The following is a 16,629-nucleotide window of genomic DNA, read 5'->3' as shown; positions in this document are numbered from 1 at the left end:
CTTATAATTTAGATTAAGGCAATACACGAAAAAAATTATAAAATTCATAGCCTATATTTAATTTAAATCTAGTAGATCCCAATAGGATAAAGACTTTCAAACCTCCCCTCTTAGTAATAACGCATAAAATATTTATTAATTAAAATACCACCTTCTAGTTATTGGTAAGTTATTCATTGTTAATTTTAATAATAATGAAGTGTTTTTATATAAATTACTTACTTAAATAGAAATCAAGACCTTGTAATTTTATAAATTTTGTTTTAAAGTTTTTGAAATTATAAATTTTAAGTCTGTCTCGATAGAGCATTTAACGTTGAATAATATTGGTTTAAGGAATATTATACTAGATTTTTTTAACACTAAATTTTACATTATACTTAAGAAATATTTTTTTAGAGCAGGAACTTAAGGGTTACTGCTCCGTTATTTTTCAGCAGCATATCGTCGCTAATGCCTAATTAATTCTAATAAGTACTTAGAAGCCAGCTAGCTATTAAATCTATTTAAAGTGGAGCAATAAAAATGAGTATTAACACGACAGCGCATTTCGTGATGCAGTCAAAAGGTGGTACAGGTAAATCTTTGTGCAGTATGCTTTTAGCTCAATATTTAAATGAGAAAAATAACACTTTAAAAATAATAAGCACAGGGCCATTCCATTACACTCTAGACAAATATAAGGCTCTAGATGTAGAAAAAATTAAATCTTTAAATAAAGAGGGAAAATTAAATCAAGCAGCATTAGATAAATTGATTAATAAATTCTTATCTAATAAAAAATCCATGCTCGTTGATACAAGTAGTGTGGACTTTTACCCATTAGTAATTACATTGCAGAAAATGAAATACCTCATCTATTTTCAAGCAACAACAAAAATCTTATTATCCATTGCCCAGTAAATTATGGAACAAATAGAGTTGAAACCTTTAGATGCTTGATGGATATTATTAATAATTATAAAAACACACCAATAATAGTTTGGGAGAATGAATTTTTTGGCGTAAATGAAAATAACTTCATTGACAGTACTCTCTTCAATCAAACAAAGAACATTATCGGTGTCATTAAAATACGGAAAATGAGTATAAATAATGAAAATTGTAATTTTTCAAAAATGTTAAAAGATCATTTAACATTTAAAGAGATTAGCGAATCTGAAGATAATAATAATTACGGATTTATGCAAAAAAAACGTTTAGTGCGCTTCAAAAATGAGATTTGGAGGCAATTAGATAGAGTAGTCCGCCTTAGATAAGACTGGTAAAGCTCATATTATGAAATGACTATATTGATTAAGGGACTGTAGTAGATAAGCACTATGCTAGACTGTTCAAAGCAACTAGATATAGCAATGCCAACCTTGTCTAACTGGCAGAAAAAACCGTATGAAGGTTGCCGTATTCTCTCAGCATGTCGAGTCTCAGCCAGTACTGTAGCGGTTCATTTATAAGTGGTTCTATTATGGCAGTCTGTTTTAAGTGGTCTGTTAATACGTTTGAAGAGTAAAATAGCTGGCTCTGTTGGGGTATACATTGTTATACTTCTTAATAGTCAGCATTGTTTTTCATATGTGGTGGTACATAGTTGGGATAAGCAGGGATCACATTTGCTCTCACGTTTTCAGTAAACTAAAAAAGGCTTAGTAAACACTAAGCCTTTTTGATACGATTCATGCTATTAATGAGTGGTTATCCATCCGTTTTTTAGGGCTATGCTTTGTGTATCTTGACGTAAGCTTTCAATGCCTGCTTCGTTTAGTCCCTTTTCAATCAATAAATCTAGACTTCGTATCAGCATCTCGTAGATAAACTGTTGCTGACGCTTGGCATCGCCATTTACAAATTCAGGGTAATCAATTTGTAATTTAAAATCCATTTTCTTAGTCTTTGGTGAGTATTTTATGACTTCACAATATCGCTCTTGATCTACTTTGTCTTTCATTAAAATTGCTATGCAGCGCCATTTGTCTAAGTCAATATCATAGTCTTTATCGTTGATTTTTACGTTTATTTCATCTTCTACGAAGTTTCTTGCGGTTCTCATCTCATGACCAATATCACCACTATATTCCGAACTCATCCATAATTTCATAGCCACTCCTTTAGGCTCAGGTCATCTTCATTTATATTACTCATATGACTGTTCTTTCAAATCATTCGCTGAGTTGTCAAAAATAGTGAGCATACAGCCTATAGATCGATGCCTGTATAGCGCACCGATCACAGATGAAGTATGTATGATAAGTCCACCATAAAGTACACTCAGAACAATTCATCTATTTCAAACGTTGATACCATTACCCTACAGCCTAGGATTCAAGTCCTCAGTAGGGAACTGAACCATTGAAAGTACCTGATTGGTCCGCCATATCTTTCTTAAAATGAATCCTTCTAGCATTACCGCTTCTACTAGCACGATTAATGACTCCTCTTTCAGAGAAGGTTAACATGAGTAATATGCAACGATTGAAATCAACATTGTTAAATAAAATTAACGGTAAATGGTATCAGCGCGATAAGCTATACACAGGCATTATCTTCTTTGATAAACCTGACCATCAACTTGAAGCTTATGAAGTCAAAAACGGAAAGATTAGTAAACCGTGTGTCTCACCGTGTCAGATAGGGCTATCTTCACCTATTCAAATAGACTCTTCAGGGTTTTGTAATGAAGATGAAGACGAGTATGGTTGTGGAACAATATCGCAATTTTATCAAGGTAATTTATATCAAGGTATGTCATATACCTTTGATGAAGGTATCTGCGATAGAGAGATCTATATCATTGAAAATGGCGAAACAGAAAATCAGATCATGTGGAAGACCCAAACCTATGAACCATTCATGTTTGAGCTTCGATATGAGGATAAGCAGTCAGGTTTCAATTATTCGAACACTAGCAAAGAATATGTAACTTTTGGGTATGGTAAAACTTGTAAAGAAACCAATCAACTTGAGGATATTTCTATCAAGTATATATGGAAGGAAAATACAATAGGTAAATTAACAATCATAGGCAACATTCTTACCTCAAGAAACTACCTTGACTGCCCAATTCCTTTACCGAAAATGTACGAGTTAATCGAGAACTATCGGTATTTTATATTTGATAAGTTTGTATCTCTACGTATAAATGAAGATATGATAGATAAATTATTCTATATATGGGTAGCGAACAATAGCTTTAAATATGTAGAGATAATGCACATCAGTGGTTTGGACGGTCTAAAGGATTTAGATGTTTTTAATTATAAAGAGATTTTTAGTAGTTTAAACGAGCTACGTCTCGAAAAAATTAAGGTGCTACCTCAAAAAATTGAGCAGCTGAAAAAATATAGTAATAACTTTAAATTAGTTATCTATAAATAGGTTTATGAGGGCTAAATTGATATTTTTAATATTAGATGTGTATTATCAAACAGACGTGGTACAAAAGCTGGACAGCGCTAAAGTAGCTGGCATACGTTTTCAAGGTATAGAGACTAATGAGATATTAAGTGAGCATACTGTCAACGTGAACAATGTTGCGCCTTATGAGTCAGGGCAATTTTATAAACGGGAATTGCCTTGCTTACTGGCTTTAATTAATCAGATTGATGAAGCCTTTGATGCGATTATCATAGACGACTATGTATTTTTAGATGGTGTTATCAAAGCAGGATTGGGTAAGTATTTATATGATAATCTTGCTAACAAAAAGCCTATCAACGGTATCGCTAAAAATCATTTTTATGACATTACAGAAGACTATGCTGTTTGGCGAGGGATAAGTAAGCACCCACTATATGTAACTAGTATTGGTATAGAAATCACGAAGGCTAAAGAGATGGTAAGTAGGATGGATGGCGAACATAGAATACCGAAAATGGTTACTTACGTAGATAAACTAGGCCGTGTCATCAATTAGAACACCTATACCTATTGAAATAAATTCCGCTACAGCCATATCCTCACTAGATAACAGCCCTTATTCCCATAACGGACGTTATGGTGAATAACTTTAGATAGAAGGGTGGTCAGACCAAATATAAGAAATTTAACCAATAAAATTAAGTTACGTATCGCGCTTCGGGCTTTTAATGAGAAGTAACTGCTTTCTAACAGATGATACGCTAAATATAATATTCAGCCATGGCCAAACAGTAGATCCGGCCATAGCTGAATAACTCACTAGTAGTTAAATGGCTTTGAGACTATGTGACTTAAAAATTGATTTAGGAATGTAAAATGATACTACCCAGTTCGGCTGATCAACAATTTCACTGATTTTTAGCTGTCCGGCTACGCTGCATAAGGCATAAGCTAACTCTTCGTCCATACCAGCTTTTTTCTTTAACCGGTCAATCATAAATCGAACAGCATTTTTCGCCCCTTCCATAAGCTCAGGACCTACTCCTGTGGTAACAATATAGCCCTCATTATGGTTATCGCTAGCAACAGCTGGCATATCAAACATGGGAGCAGGAATACTGTCGCCTTTATGCAGTCTAATTGTCGCTGTAGCCGCCATACGAGTCTCGACCGCGGTACCACATACTTCTCCATCCCCTTGACATGCATGTGTATCGCCAATGCTAAGAAGAGCACCTTTGACCTGAACTGGTAAATAAAGCTTAGATCCCTTTACCAGATCGCGAATATCTAAGTTCCCACCACATACACGCGGGGGAACGATAGAATGAGAACCAGGTTCAGCAGGTGCTAACCCAATGGTCCCAGCAAACGGCCGGAAAGGAATAACGATATCATCATAGAAATACACTGACTCATTATCATACTCTGAAATTTTTAACCACGGCTTTGTAAACTCTTCAGCCAGTAAGCCGAAGCCAGGTATTATTCCTGTCCATCCCCAACCACCAGGTTCAAAATCTAAAAGCTCAATTTCGATAACATCACCTGGCTCGGCGTCTTCAATGAATAACGGACCACATACAGGGTTCAAGGCATCCATAGGCAATCGTGTAAGGATCTCAGCCTTACTGTCACGAGTAATCAACCCTCCACTAGCATCCAAAATATCAAATCTTCTAGTATCGCCAGAATTTATGATTTCAACGGGCTTCAAATCATGATCAAAGCAATGATGAACATCATGTATCGTTTTAAAATGCATATTAAATCTCCATATCAACTTCTTGGCCACGCATTTTAGCTAGGTAATAAATACCAAAACCTATTGCGGCCCAGACTGCACCAGTAATAATAGTATAGGATTCAAAGCCACTCCAAATATATCCCACAACACCTATTCCAAATAGAGGACTTAGGATGTGAAGAAAAAAGTTGTAAGACTTCTTTTTAAGTACAAAATAATACATCGTACTAACGTTAAGAATCAAAAACGCTGTTAAAGCACCAATTGTGACGATAGATGTCAGTAAAGCAAGGTGAGACATAAAAGCAATTGCGGCTACAATAGATATCACACTGACTAAGAGCGTACTGACATATGGTGTTTTATAACGAGAATGTACACGCGAAAGCGCGGTAGGTAATAACTTATCACGTCCCATACTGTATAGAATACGAGCTGTTGCAATTTGTGCAACTAGTGAGTCCGCAATACCCCAAGCAATTGCTGTCGTCGCTGCCGTTAATACTGCTAGCCACTCGCCACCAGCGATACGTGCTGTTTCGTAAAATGCGGTATCAAGGTTGTTAAACTGTTCTGGATCCGGTTGTATTAAGGCTGCAATCCATGTTTGAGCAATAAATAAACCACCGATAATAAACAGTACTAAGAAAATTGCTTTACTGACCGCTTTTCCTCCCCCTTTTGCTTCTTCAGCCAGTGTAGAAATACCATCAAATCCAAGAAAACTCAGAACAGCAATAGGTACAGCAGAAATAATAAGTCCCAGCGAAAAATTATCTACATCGTAAACAGGCGCTATTGAAAATACGGCCCCGTTAACATTATTGCTAATCGCCACAACTCCTACAACTAGAAATATAGCAAGAACGATAAGTTCAGCGATCAACATCCAACGATTGAATCCAGCGGTGAAACTGATACCACGGATATTGACGTAAGTGTTAAATATTACAAAAGCAATAATCAAAATCAAAGGTGAGATAGAGGGAAAAATATCGTGAATAGCGAGTGCTCCAACCACGTAGAGCAGAGCTGGTATGAGAACATAGTCCAGCAACATAATCCAACCTGTGACAAATCCGACAAAGCTATTAGTACCTTTAGACACATAAGAATATACAGAACCTGCTACAGGGAACTCTTTAGCCATTTGTGAATAACTAATAGCAGTAAAAAGCATACCTATTAGCCCAATTATATAGGCCGTCACGATCGTACCACCACTGGCGCTCATTACATGCCCAAAGATGCCGAAAGGTGCAATAGGAACGATAAAAATAAGGCCGTAGATCACAAGATCTTTCAGTTCCAGCGTTCGCGAAAGCTCTTGCTTGTAGCCAAGACTTTCAAGCGTATTTTCACTCATTGATGAACTCCTTTTATTTACAATTTCCTTTTTAGTATTTTGAAATCTTTTTATTTATTCGATCAGCAGAGCAACACTGACTTCATTTTTAAAAGAAGTGAACGCCTTTAAGTGTATGTAAATTTTGGCACATTGCCGACTCATTAAGTAGATACTATATTTTCTACAGTACCAATTCCTAAAGTTTTGTATAAATATTTACTGGAAGCCCATATGCGTAGAGTATAATTACACTGTACCGAAGATATCTATGCTTCGCTCTTGAACGCCTCTAGACTGTATTGGCTAATATCACCCCTTTCCTCACTCAGGGTATGCGTTTAGACGATCTTTTGTCTTTTTGTCTCACTATGCATTACTTTAACTAGTAGCTCACATTTGTTACGGTATATGCGCTGTGCGCTCATACCACAACTTGCCCGCTCGTAGTAGCTTGATAGCTTCACGTCTAATATATGACATACTCGAGTAATACTGAGAAAGTGCCTGTTATCTTTAAAGGCGTGCTTCGCGAGCTGCTCTTTGCAGAGTTTAATTAACCATTCTAAGTTGCATATTACTAAGAAGGATTAGTTTATGAAGACCTACTATAGCTTCGCTCTGACTTAAGAGGATGTCTCATTGAGACGATTGTCATTTACGAAGCTAAAATCACAGTATAAATTTTGATGCTTCTCACTATTAGGTATCAAATAGGTATTTAGACTGTAGGATTATTCGTAGCTTTATCACTAAAATCGTTATTAGCATTCGGCTTAATATAACGAGGCATTTTTTGTCCAGTTTCTTTAGCAACAGTATGTAGCATCTGTTCAATCCACCCAGCATCCATAATAAACATAAGCGAGCCATCCTCATTGAAGTTTACATTAGCACCTTCAACCATGATAAACCCCTCTGCACCTTCGTCACTTCTGAGTGTATGTGTTGACCCTGCTGGTTCAAATAAATAGCTCCCAGCTGTTTGCACATCATCTGGATACTCCAAATACATCCAAGATCCTGCTGTGGTATAAAAATGTACTATCCCAGTATGAAAATGCTCTGGCAGTTGTGTGTTAGGTTCAAAACGGGCGTAAATAACCCATACCCCTGTTTCAGAGTTCAAATAAAAGGGCGTGATATGAACACCTGGTAAGGCATTTTTTATCTCGCCTTCTTTTTTCATATTTAGTGTTAATAGATAGTCTTGAGGGGTGCCGATAGACATAATGCAATTCCTTTTGCGATATACGATTCATAGTCGGAGACAGCATCAGTGTCCTTCAGATGCTGTTAGTTGTAAGCAAGTTAAGCCATGACTGGACCTAATCTCTTGCAGATACTCTATTAGTATATTCGCCTAAAACTTACTGCCAACCACTCAAAAGAATGGTTTTTTATAAGCACAATACTGAGTACAACCATCCTTTTATTATCAATATTTATGCTAATTTTAATCAATATGACTAGGGCATGTCTGATAGTAGACTCTGATAGGGACATTTTATAACTATCTAACCTGCTTCATAGCCATATACCAGAAGAGTAAGTTTATTAGTTTATCTAGCTACTTAAGTTATAGGTGTTTAATAAAAGGAATATTTCGTATGGATACGAGAGCATCAGATATATTTTCAAAAGATTTATTTGCTCATAAAGTTGTCGTTGTGACCGGAGCAACATCAGGAATTGGACAAGCCGTTGCCATTGCCTTTGCACAAAAAGGCGCTAAAGTTTGGGCATTGGGACTGAATAGTAAGGAGGCACAATATCCACAGCAATTGGATATAGAGTCAGTGGAACTAGATGTCACTGATGAAGATAAAGTCGCCCATTTTTTCAAAAATTTAAATCAGCTTGATGTGCTTTTTAATGGCGCAGGTATTGGCTCGACAACAGAACACGAACTACCTATGTTTAAAAAGGTTGTTGATATTAATTTAACGGCAGTTTTTCATATCAGTGAATGCGCGGCGCCACTATTGGCAAAATCATCTGGTGGTTCTATTATTAACGTCTCATCTATGTACTCTATATTTGGGTCACAACTCACGCCTGCTTACGCATCATCCAAGGGCGCAATCGATCAGCTGACTAAATCTCATGCTATCTATCTTGCAAAAGATCATATTCGTGTGAATGCTGTAGCACCCGGCTGGATTGATACCCCTATGATTCAACAGTTAAAAGTACTAGACGGTTTTACCGATGGTATTATGGCAAGAACGCCTCTGGCAAGGTTTGGTGACCCAATAGAAGTGGCTAATGTGGTTTTATTTTTAGCTTCTGATGCAGCTAGTTGGATTACTGGTACCATTGTCAACGTCGATGGTGGCTATTCTATTGTTTAACATGCAAGTGCCCTGAAAATAGGTCATGGTCTGTTACGACTTGGCCTATTTCAGAATATACTGTTGATGTGCTTGCGCAACGGCTTGTGTTCGGGAGCGTACTTGTAATTTATGATAAATATTACGTAAATGCCATTTTACGGTGTGGATAGATAAAAAAATCTTATCGGCTATCTGTCCATCACTCAACCCCTTTTCAACCAATAATAGTATTTCAATTTCGCGCTCTGATAATACTATCCTACTATCAGAATCACTCTGATTATCACGAGATGGTTGCATAGTACTTTCTATTTGATATTGTTTATCTTTCGATAAAAAATTGATTTCTTCACGAAAAGCATGCCCCCCTATTTCTAGTATAGATACTACATATTTTTGGATATCAGACGATACGGCAATCTCACTTCCTTGATACTGATAAAGCTTATTCAACAACATCAAAATTAGAGGATGCTCATCGAGTATAATTCGATGTGTTTGAGTTGATTTAAATTGTTCCAATGCGTTTAATAAGCTCTTATAAGACAATATAGGCTGATCCAACACGTAATAGGCCATTGCCAACAATAACCTTATACGAGCATTACGTATCACAAAGGGTAAATCAGCTTTTAGAAATTTATTCAGCTCCACCACTGCTTGCACTACTTGCTGACTATTCCCTAGAAATATCGTCGTACGATATGGTAACAGATCCAATCCAGTCAGTAATTCAGTCAACGTTAAATCACTAAGCTCACCGTCCTCTCTTTTTGCTCGTTTTTTTATTTGATAACTAAGCCGATCATTCTTATCATCATATTTTCCTGTCACTATTATTGGCATTATTTTTTTCAAGTCTTGCTCGTCAATCCATCGTTGTATATCACTGCTTAGCCGAGGGAGCGACCATTCATCCGCTTTACTATTGGCTTTTGAGAGAGCTTGATAGCTAATACCTATCCCTGATAAGCAAGTTAGATTTAGTTCTGTCAAAAAACCTAGCGTAATCATATCCGTGATAACCATATTTTCACCTTGGCCAAAGTCTCTCAATGCTTGTTTAGCATCTTCAATACGATTGCACTCATAATAGAAGTTCGCTTTTAAACTACTTGCCACACTTAGCATCATGTTAAGATTGCTATCGTTGGTTCCTAATTGAGCATACTCTGGACTGATACCAATGCGCTGAAATTTCTTAGTAGCCGATGGTATATCACCTAACAACCTGTCACAGGTCGCATCAATACTGTCTATATAAGTTAAACCGTACGGATTATTGTCCTTGATATAAAGGTTTCTTGATTGCAAAATTAGTGAATGAGCATGTTGGATACTGCCACTATTAAGTTGATATAAAGCACAGATGGCCAATAACGGTGCTCTAAAGAAATATGCCTCTAGTGACAGTTGTTTAAGACCTTTTTGCGCTAACTGATGAGACCTAGGCAAGTCATCAGCAATAAAAACGGTCATTGCTGATAAACCCAATTGCTTATCTTTATGACTAATAGAAGTTTGGTTATCCCTATCTAATAAATAGAATTCTTCTTGCTCAAGTACTTTTATATAACGGGCAGCTTTATAATGTTGGCGAGATAGAATCAAACCCCAAATCAAATCGTATAGCAAGGCTGGATGTTGGCATAGCTGAACGTCAGTTAGAGATTCTGTCAACTCTAATAAATTATAAAGCCGCCCCTCCAGGACCAAATCATGACTGACTGCTGTTAAGGCTGATAGAATCAATGTGTTATCACCGATTACCTGTGCATGGTAGATCGTCTCCAAAAACATATTATGTGCTTGATACCATTCTGCTGCTTTAGAGTGAGAAGCCAAATACTTTTCTGGCGCTCGATTTTGTAGCCTTGTTTGCAGAAACTGTCTCATTAATTGATGTATACGAAACCACTGATATTGATCATCTATGGCTTGAATAAAAAGTCCTTGTTGACTTAAGTTTTTAAGCAAGACCTGTGCATCAGTTGCACCAGTCAACGCATGACATAAGTTGGCATTTATTTTCCTTAATACGCTAATGCTTAATAAAAGATTTTGCACATGCGCATCACATTGTAAAAATACCTGCTCCGCTAAGAAGTCAGCTATTTGCCGCTGTGCGCCGTTCATTTGATGTACGAGTTGATATAGATCTTTTTCATTCTTACAGCATAAATTAATGAGCTGTATACCTGTTAGCCAACCTTCTGTTTTTTCAATCAACATTGATACCAATTCGTTATCAATCAAAGTCAAAGTGTTAGCAGCATCTACTATCACCTTTGACAATGATTGATTGGCCGTCATGTAGGGCGTAAGCGTGGTATTTTTTATCAAATTGTCGTGTAGATATTGCTGTAGCATATAAGTGTCAGATGCTGACAAACGCAATTCATGTGCTCTAATAATTTGTACTAATCCTTGTAATTCACCTTTTGTAAGTGGCCAGTTTGGTAATGTACGTGAGGCAATAACTAAATGATAATTACTGGGTAAAAATAAATATAGCCACCAGATTATGTTCAAGCTATTAAGGTTGGTTAATACCTCTAGTTCATCAATAAACAACGTATAGGAGGTTGCCGTATCAAGCTGAGACAACAAATGATGAATATGACTCTTTGTCACCCTGTCTTCTACTAATAATTGTGAATCAGTTTTCTGAGTCAATATTGTCCACAAATATCGGTACAGACGTATAGGGTCGTTATCGTCGCTATCTAGAGTTAGCCAACTAACCGTGAGACCACGTATCTCTAGCTGTTCGCTCTGCTGTACCATAACAGTCGTTTTACCGTACCCTGCAGCGGCTTGCATCAAAGTCAACCGATGATTAGCTTCTCCAAACACTTGATGCAGTAATTTGGGACGCTCAAGTAATCTGACTTGTTGCAATTGTGGTCGTTCGATCTTTGTTCTTAAAATAAGCATCCTTGCCTCATTTTTTAACAGTTTGTTGCTAAATAACCTTTATAAATATGACTCAAGATAGCAAAAAACAAGAGAACTTATAAGCTCACCATTTAACGTTTCCAATGACTCAGAAGTTCTGATATAAATAAAATGTTAAAGGATTAACTTAGATATTACTCTCTGTTTATTATGAGTATTATCAGACTCAATAGTGTTCATACAAGGAAAAGATTATGCCAAATATTAATGTCAACGGAATCAACCTGTTTTACAACGATGAAGGTCCCAAAGATGCGCCGGTATTGGTACTAAGTCACTCGCTATTTTTTGATCATAAAATGTTCGCGCATCAGATAGAGCACCTATCTAAAACCATTCGAGTGGTGAGCTATGATGATCGAGATCAAGGGCAAAGCGCCCGTTCAGAATTGAAAAGCGTTGGTATGGATACTCATACCAACGATGCCATAGCATTAATTGAGGAACTCGATCTAGAACCTTGCTTTTTTGCTGGCAACTCTATGGGCGGGTTTATTGCCTTGCGTTTAGCTGCTCGTCGCTCAGATTTATTAAAGGGTTGTATTGTACTTGGGTCTAGCGGAGAGCTTGAATACAAACTAGCTGATTTTTCACCTTTGGTTGAAGGCCTAGGCGCACAAGGTACTGCACCGTTTATAGATACGCTTATGTACATAATGTTTGGCGATAACTATTTGGCAGACGATTCCCGAGAAAGCGAACGTGAGTACTGGCGTGATCATATGCTAAAGTTGGGAACAGATATTGCGCGTAGTGCAGATGGCGTTATTCATCGTACTGGCGTATTAGAGGAACTTCAGGGATGTAAAGTGCCTATGCTGGTACTAGCAGGCGAACAAGATCATGCCTATGAAGTACCTTTGTCAGAAAATATAACTAAAACAGTAGCAAATGGCCAAATGTTTGTGATCCCAAAGGCCGGCCATTCGGTAGCACTTGAGCAGCCAGAAATCGTTAATAGATATATTGCAGATTTCATTTCATCGCATTCATTATAGTGAATAGCTTGAGATATTGGCGACTTGATCGCTTCCGAAGTATTTACTCACTTAATTAAATTCAATAAAGCATGTTTTGTCTATGTTATTAGTGAGTTTGTTTATGTGTTTGACACTTCCAGCTTTAAAAAAACCGTCTGTCATTATCCGCAGTATTATGCTGTAACTAAGCTATACATTGACACCAAGCAGCTTAATAACATCGAAAAATTTAACTTCATCACTCAATAAAATTATATTTTATTATCTCAACTCCTATATTTCAAAGCGTTAAGGCAACTATTAAAAATTAAAAGGCGCGCTAATTAATTGAAAACTTCTTTGTCAAGATTAACCATATCATGCAATTTTTACTCGCTATGATAAATCAGACCTTTATTTCGTAGGTGCTATACATCTGACTTAACGTATTTGTTGACTTAATTAATGACACGTCGTAATTGGTATTGGAAGAATACGGTGAAGAAGGTAAGTCAGGCTATAAGCCTAATACCGTTAAATATCTCAAATATTTCCCGCTCTAAATACTTAAATAGCCTCACTTAACAGTAGGGCTTTTTTTGTCCAATTTTTAGGGCTCGTAGAGAAATTCTCGGAATATTTTTTAAATATATTTACGTATAACTACTCAATCAAAAAGTTCATTTTCGATGCGGTGCCTATTTGGTGCCCAAACTGTGCCCTGCCCTAAAACATCACATACATAAGTAACCACAACCTAATCATTAAAAATATTGAAATAGATTACAATCAAACTAGAGTTCAAAAAGATTTAGGCTATAAAACACCAAGACATCTGTGGTTTGATTATCGTTGTAAAGCTACTGAATTCAATTCTCTCAAAGTAATGTCTATGGGTTTGATAATCCAGTTCAAGATTAATTATAACTACTATAAGAGATACATATCAAAAATTGATGTTAAGAATAATTAATGGGTATTAATGTTAATTAAAGATTATTAATGTAAAAAACATTGACCTAAATTAAATGATAGTAAGGGCTGTAAAAATTATTTTATTAGTAATAATTTAATGTCGTCTATCGTTTAGAATCTACCATATATCGAATATTTTTTCACTTTTTAAGCTACGTATAGCATTGTTTCTTCTCTCATATTTTTATTGTTTTCTAAAACTATATTACGAAGGAGACTGCTTTAGTGGATAAGGTTAATATACATTTTACAGAGATAGACTACAGATGGGATCAAGAGATTTCAGAACACATATTTGATATATATCATTTGTCTGGTTGGATTAACTCGTCAACAGGAATAGATAAAGGTAAGTCTAAAGGCATTGTTGCTGAATATAGGAATAAAAAGCTTTTTTTACCAATCATCATAAGAACTATTAACAATGAATATTGGGATGCTACATCCCCTTATGGCTATGGTGGTCCAGTTGTAGATAGCTCTTTAACTGACGGTGAAGTAGATATTATTTTGAAAAGTATAAAAACATTTCTTCATAGAGAAGGTTGTGTGTCTCTGTTTGTAAGATTAAATCCAATTACTAATAAGAAATGGTCTACTAGCATTGGATCATCGATAACTCATGGATTAACTTTAATTTCAGACTTGGCCAAATCTGAAGCTGAACACTGGCAAGAAACTCAAAACCAGCATCGTAGAGGTATTAAAAAGGCCTTAAATAACAATATAATTACCAAAATTGAGAGTTTTACCGAAGAACGAATCAACATGTTTGCGAAGATTTACCGAGAAACCATGCTAAAAGTTGAAGCGGAAGACTATTACTATTTTGATGATAGTTACTTTCAAAAATTATCTACTAATATTCAAAATAGACTGTTATTAATAACTGCCTATGAAAATGATATTGCTATTGCATCTTCTATATATACTATTTGTGAAGAGACTGGAATTATGCAGTTTTATCTAGGAGGCACAACTAATAAGTACAGGGATTTACAGCCGTCTAAACTGATTACACATATTGCGAGAAATTGGGGTAGAAAAAATGGGTATAAAATATTACATTTTGGTGGCGGTGTAGGTAGTACTTCCGACTCTTTATACAGATATAAAAGAGGATTTAGCTCTCAAGAATTGTTATTTAAAACATGGAGGCTCATTACTAACTCAGAAAAGTATAAGGAATTAGTAATACTCACTAATGAGATAGCTGAACTTAAACTGGAGTCAGGCTTCTTTCCATTATATAGAGACACTACTGCGCGAACCGTAGATCATAGTGAAAAAATGGCTTAGACATACTCCAAATAAGGCTAAGATATGAATCATGCAACATCGTTGAAAATTAAAACCGAACGACCTACTCTAGTTGATGCTGCTGAGGAAGTTTACGAATTAGCAGTTATATATAGAGAAAAAAACAGAGAACGCTAGAAGACTTGCTCCAGCTATTATTGAACGGCTCTCAGATCTCCAGCTATTCAGAATAGGACTGCCAAAATTCTTATGGGGTTGGGAAGATAACCCTGTAGAAACTTTAAAAGTCTATGAACTGTTGGCTAGTGCTGAAGCTTCAGTTGCTTGGGTTGCTTGGAATAATCACTTAGCCTGTACTTTTGGACGTTATTTAGACGAAACTAGCATGAAAGAAATTTATAATAACCCCTCCCATATTTATGCCAACTCAGCACGTCCCGAAGGCGTAGCTATGATAGTTCCTGGAGGTTATATAGTGTCTGGTCAATGGTCGTTAGTATCTGGATGTGAGTTGGCGAATTGGTTTGTTTTACGGTGTTTAATTACCTCTGAAGACTCTCCTAAAGTTCTTGGCCCAGGAGCGAACCTAAAACTCTTTTTCATTCCAAAGAAAGACGTTAATGTAGTTGATACATGGGATGTAGGTGGGTTAAGCGGTACAGGTAGTCATGATATAGTGGTAAAAGATGCCTTTGTAAAAGAACAGTATGCAGTAGGTTTCAATAGTCCTGTCGCCATCGATAATGCCTATAGTCGCTTACCTATTGGCTGTATTAACTCTGCTGGTTGTGCTGCAATGACTTTAGGTATTTTAAAAGCAGCCACGGATGATTTAATTAAAATGTGTTTAGAAAGGGTTACGCCTGGGGCAAATCCGGATCTACGCGACCGTGGAACAGTTCAAGCAGCTATAGCGAAGAGTAAAACGTTATTAGCATCTAAACGCTCTCAATTACACAGTACTGTTGCAACAATATAGGATGAATCACAAAATGAAAATACCTTTACTGATGTGCAACTTGCCGATGTATGGATCGCTTCATGTGAAGCTGCAAAAGAAGCGAGAGATATGGTGTCTGAAATTTACGCAGTTGCAGGAACTTCTTCTTTATATAAAAAATATAAAATAGAAAGAGCCCATAGAGATATTTACGCTATCTTACAACATGGTATGGTTCAACCTCATTGGATGAATCAAGCAGGAATGGCTTATATTGGACTAACACCAACTGGTACAATGTTTAGAACATAAAAAACCATATCGAAATTATATCTTTGTTCTTTCAGAGATTTGGACTTTTAGTTGCAAACTATTAGGGCCTTTGATGGTATCACGAATTCTGTATAAGCAAGTGTTTAGGTTGGCAACACAACTTTAAACAGCCACGAGATTGTTAAAGGTTCAACTTTTTAGAGAATACGACAATGAAAAGACAAAACTACACTCCCGAGATTAAAGAACGCGCTGCTCACATGCTGATTGAATTTTCGAACAAATAGTTCCAGAAAAACAACTAAGTAACACCGGCCACCTTTGATACGAATGTAAGTCACATCACCTGCCTGGGTCTGATTAGAGGCATCTGAACTAAACCTGAAATCTAATACATTTTTAATATACCTCAACACAGGTTGCGCAATATTTATATCGTTAGTATCATTTCAGCTTTAGAATAACTCAACGACTATTAGGGA

Annotated in this window: 15 protein-coding genes; 10 read left to right on the top strand and 5 right to left on the bottom strand. The window is 36.4% G+C overall.

All coding sequences use genetic code 11. The annotated features are described in order from the left end of the window. Window positions 1-525 precede the first annotated feature (525 nt). The 3 genes from ACT3QR_RS11925 (at window position 526) to ACT3QR_RS11915 (ending at window position 1,454) form a co-directional block, all read left to right on the top strand. A complete protein-coding gene (locus ACT3QR_RS11925) occupies window positions 526-903 on the top strand; it encodes a hypothetical protein (protein ID WP_444521548.1) in 378 nt (125 codons plus the stop codon). A gap of 38 nt (window positions 904-941) precedes the next feature. Then, complete coding sequence (locus ACT3QR_RS11920; protein ID WP_444521547.1) at window positions 942-1,259, top strand: hypothetical protein; 318 nt, start codon at window positions 942-944, stop codon at window positions 1,257-1,259. A 63-nt stretch (window positions 1,260-1,322) separates the two neighbouring features. Continuing rightward, a complete protein-coding gene (locus ACT3QR_RS11915; RefSeq protein WP_444521546.1) occupies window positions 1,323-1,454 on the top strand; it encodes a hypothetical protein in 132 nt (43 codons plus the stop codon). Window positions 1,455-1,681: 227 nt separating this feature from the next. Here ACT3QR_RS11915 and ACT3QR_RS11910 read toward each other — a convergent pair whose 3' ends face one another. Then, window positions 1,682-2,095 carry an Imm44 family immunity protein gene (locus ACT3QR_RS11910; RefSeq protein WP_444521545.1) on the bottom strand — a complete coding sequence of 138 codons (414 nt, stop codon included), beginning with the start codon at window positions 2,093-2,095 and terminating at the stop codon, window positions 1,682-1,684. 356 nt (window positions 2,096-2,451) lie between these two features. Here ACT3QR_RS11910 and ACT3QR_RS11905 point away from each other — a divergent pair, with 356 nt between their 5' ends. Next, the gene (locus ACT3QR_RS11905; protein WP_444521544.1) at window positions 2,452-3,372 is read left to right on the top strand and encodes a hypothetical protein; all 921 of its coding nucleotides are present in this window, start codon (window positions 2,452-2,454) and stop codon (window positions 3,370-3,372) included. A gap of 16 nt (window positions 3,373-3,388) precedes the next feature. Next, window positions 3,389-3,910 carry an endonuclease V gene (locus ACT3QR_RS11900; protein WP_444521543.1) on the top strand — a complete coding sequence of 174 codons (522 nt, stop codon included), beginning with the start codon at window positions 3,389-3,391 and terminating at the stop codon, window positions 3,908-3,910. A gap of 270 nt (window positions 3,911-4,180) precedes the next feature. On the opposite strand, the gene ACT3QR_RS11895 is transcribed toward ACT3QR_RS11900, so the two are convergent. The 3 genes from ACT3QR_RS11895 to ACT3QR_RS11885 form a co-directional block, all read right to left on the bottom strand. After that, a complete protein-coding gene (locus ACT3QR_RS11895) occupies window positions 4,181-5,119 on the bottom strand; it encodes an acetamidase/formamidase family protein (protein ID WP_444521542.1) in 939 nt (312 codons plus the stop codon). 1 nt (window position 5,120) lies between these two features. Further along, on the bottom strand, window positions 5,121-6,467 hold the full coding sequence (locus ACT3QR_RS11890; protein ID WP_444521541.1) for an APC family permease: 1,347 nt from the start codon (window positions 6,465-6,467) through the stop codon (window positions 5,121-5,123). Between the two features lie 700 nt (window positions 6,468-7,167). Beyond that, window positions 7,168-7,677, bottom strand: a complete 510-nt coding sequence (locus ACT3QR_RS11885) for a 2,4'-dihydroxyacetophenone dioxygenase family protein (RefSeq protein WP_194618425.1) — start codon at window positions 7,675-7,677, stop codon at window positions 7,168-7,170. 379 nt (window positions 7,678-8,056) lie between these two features. Between ACT3QR_RS11885 and ACT3QR_RS11880 the strand changes: the two genes are divergently transcribed. Further along, a complete protein-coding gene (locus ACT3QR_RS11880) occupies window positions 8,057-8,800 on the top strand; it encodes an SDR family NAD(P)-dependent oxidoreductase (RefSeq protein ID WP_444521540.1) in 744 nt (247 codons plus the stop codon). 45 nt (window positions 8,801-8,845) lie between these two features. On the opposite strand, the gene ACT3QR_RS11875 is transcribed toward ACT3QR_RS11880, so the two are convergent. After that, entirely contained in the window at window positions 8,846-11,719 is a 2,874-nt protein-coding gene (locus ACT3QR_RS11875; protein ID WP_444521539.1) for a LuxR C-terminal-related transcriptional regulator, read from the bottom strand. A gap of 215 nt (window positions 11,720-11,934) precedes the next feature. On the opposite strand from ACT3QR_RS11875, the gene ACT3QR_RS11870 reads away from it, so the two are divergent. From ACT3QR_RS11870 to ACT3QR_RS11855, 4 genes are all read left to right on the top strand, one after another. After that, a complete protein-coding gene (locus tag ACT3QR_RS11870; RefSeq protein WP_444521538.1) occupies window positions 11,935-12,738 on the top strand; it encodes an alpha/beta fold hydrolase in 804 nt (267 codons plus the stop codon). Window positions 12,739-13,899: 1,161 nt separating this feature from the next. After that, window positions 13,900-14,973, top strand: a complete 1,074-nt coding sequence (locus ACT3QR_RS11865) for a peptidoglycan bridge formation glycyltransferase FemA/FemB family protein (protein ID WP_444521537.1) — start codon at window positions 13,900-13,902, stop codon at window positions 14,971-14,973. Between the two features lie 346 nt (window positions 14,974-15,319). After that, window positions 15,320-15,913 (top strand): hypothetical protein, encoded by a 594-nt coding sequence (locus tag ACT3QR_RS11860; RefSeq protein ID WP_444521536.1) that lies wholly within the window; start codon window positions 15,320-15,322, stop codon window positions 15,911-15,913. A gap of 33 nt (window positions 15,914-15,946) precedes the next feature. Continuing rightward, window positions 15,947-16,186, top strand: a complete 240-nt coding sequence (locus tag ACT3QR_RS11855) for a hypothetical protein (protein WP_444521535.1) — start codon at window positions 15,947-15,949, stop codon at window positions 16,184-16,186. The last annotated feature ends 443 nt before the right edge of the window (window positions 16,187-16,629 follow it).

This window comes from Psychrobacter sp. AOP7-B1-25 (assembly GCF_052376195.1).
Lineage (GTDB): Bacteria > Pseudomonadota > Gammaproteobacteria > Pseudomonadales > Moraxellaceae > Psychrobacter.
This window is presented reverse-complemented; position numbering and strand designations above follow the sequence as displayed.

Excerpts from the sequence above, each read along its gene's own strand:
- ACT3QR_RS11925 (WP_444521548.1), top strand. The coding sequence starts at position 526 with ATGAGTATTAACACGACAGCGCATTTCGTGATGCAGTCAAAAGGTGGT.
- ACT3QR_RS11920 (WP_444521547.1), top strand. The coding sequence starts at position 942 with ATGGATATTATTAATAATTATAAAAACACACCAATAATAGTTTGGGAG.
- ACT3QR_RS11915 (WP_444521546.1), top strand. The coding sequence starts at position 1,323 with ATGCTAGACTGTTCAAAGCAACTAGATATAGCAATGCCAACCTTGTCT.
- ACT3QR_RS11910 (WP_444521545.1), bottom strand. The coding sequence starts at position 2,095 with ATGAAATTATGGATGAGTTCGGAATATAGTGGTGATATTGGTCATGAG.
- ACT3QR_RS11905 (WP_444521544.1), top strand. The coding sequence starts at position 2,452 with ATGAGTAATATGCAACGATTGAAATCAACATTGTTAAATAAAATTAAC.
- ACT3QR_RS11895 (WP_444521542.1), bottom strand. The coding sequence starts at position 5,119 with ATGCATTTTAAAACGATACATGATGTTCATCATTGCTTTGATCATGAT.
- ACT3QR_RS11890 (WP_444521541.1), bottom strand. The coding sequence starts at position 6,467 with ATGAGTGAAAATACGCTTGAAAGTCTTGGCTACAAGCAAGAGCTTTCG.
- ACT3QR_RS11885 (WP_194618425.1), bottom strand. The coding sequence starts at position 7,677 with ATGTCTATCGGCACCCCTCAAGACTATCTATTAACACTAAATATGAAA.
- ACT3QR_RS11880 (WP_444521540.1), top strand. The coding sequence starts at position 8,057 with ATGGATACGAGAGCATCAGATATATTTTCAAAAGATTTATTTGCTCAT.
- ACT3QR_RS11875 (WP_444521539.1), bottom strand. The coding sequence starts at position 11,719 with ATGCTTATTTTAAGAACAAAGATCGAACGACCACAATTGCAACAAGTC.
- ACT3QR_RS11870 (WP_444521538.1), top strand. The coding sequence starts at position 11,935 with ATGCCAAATATTAATGTCAACGGAATCAACCTGTTTTACAACGATGAA.
- ACT3QR_RS11860 (WP_444521536.1), top strand. The coding sequence starts at position 15,320 with ATGAAAGAAATTTATAATAACCCCTCCCATATTTATGCCAACTCAGCA.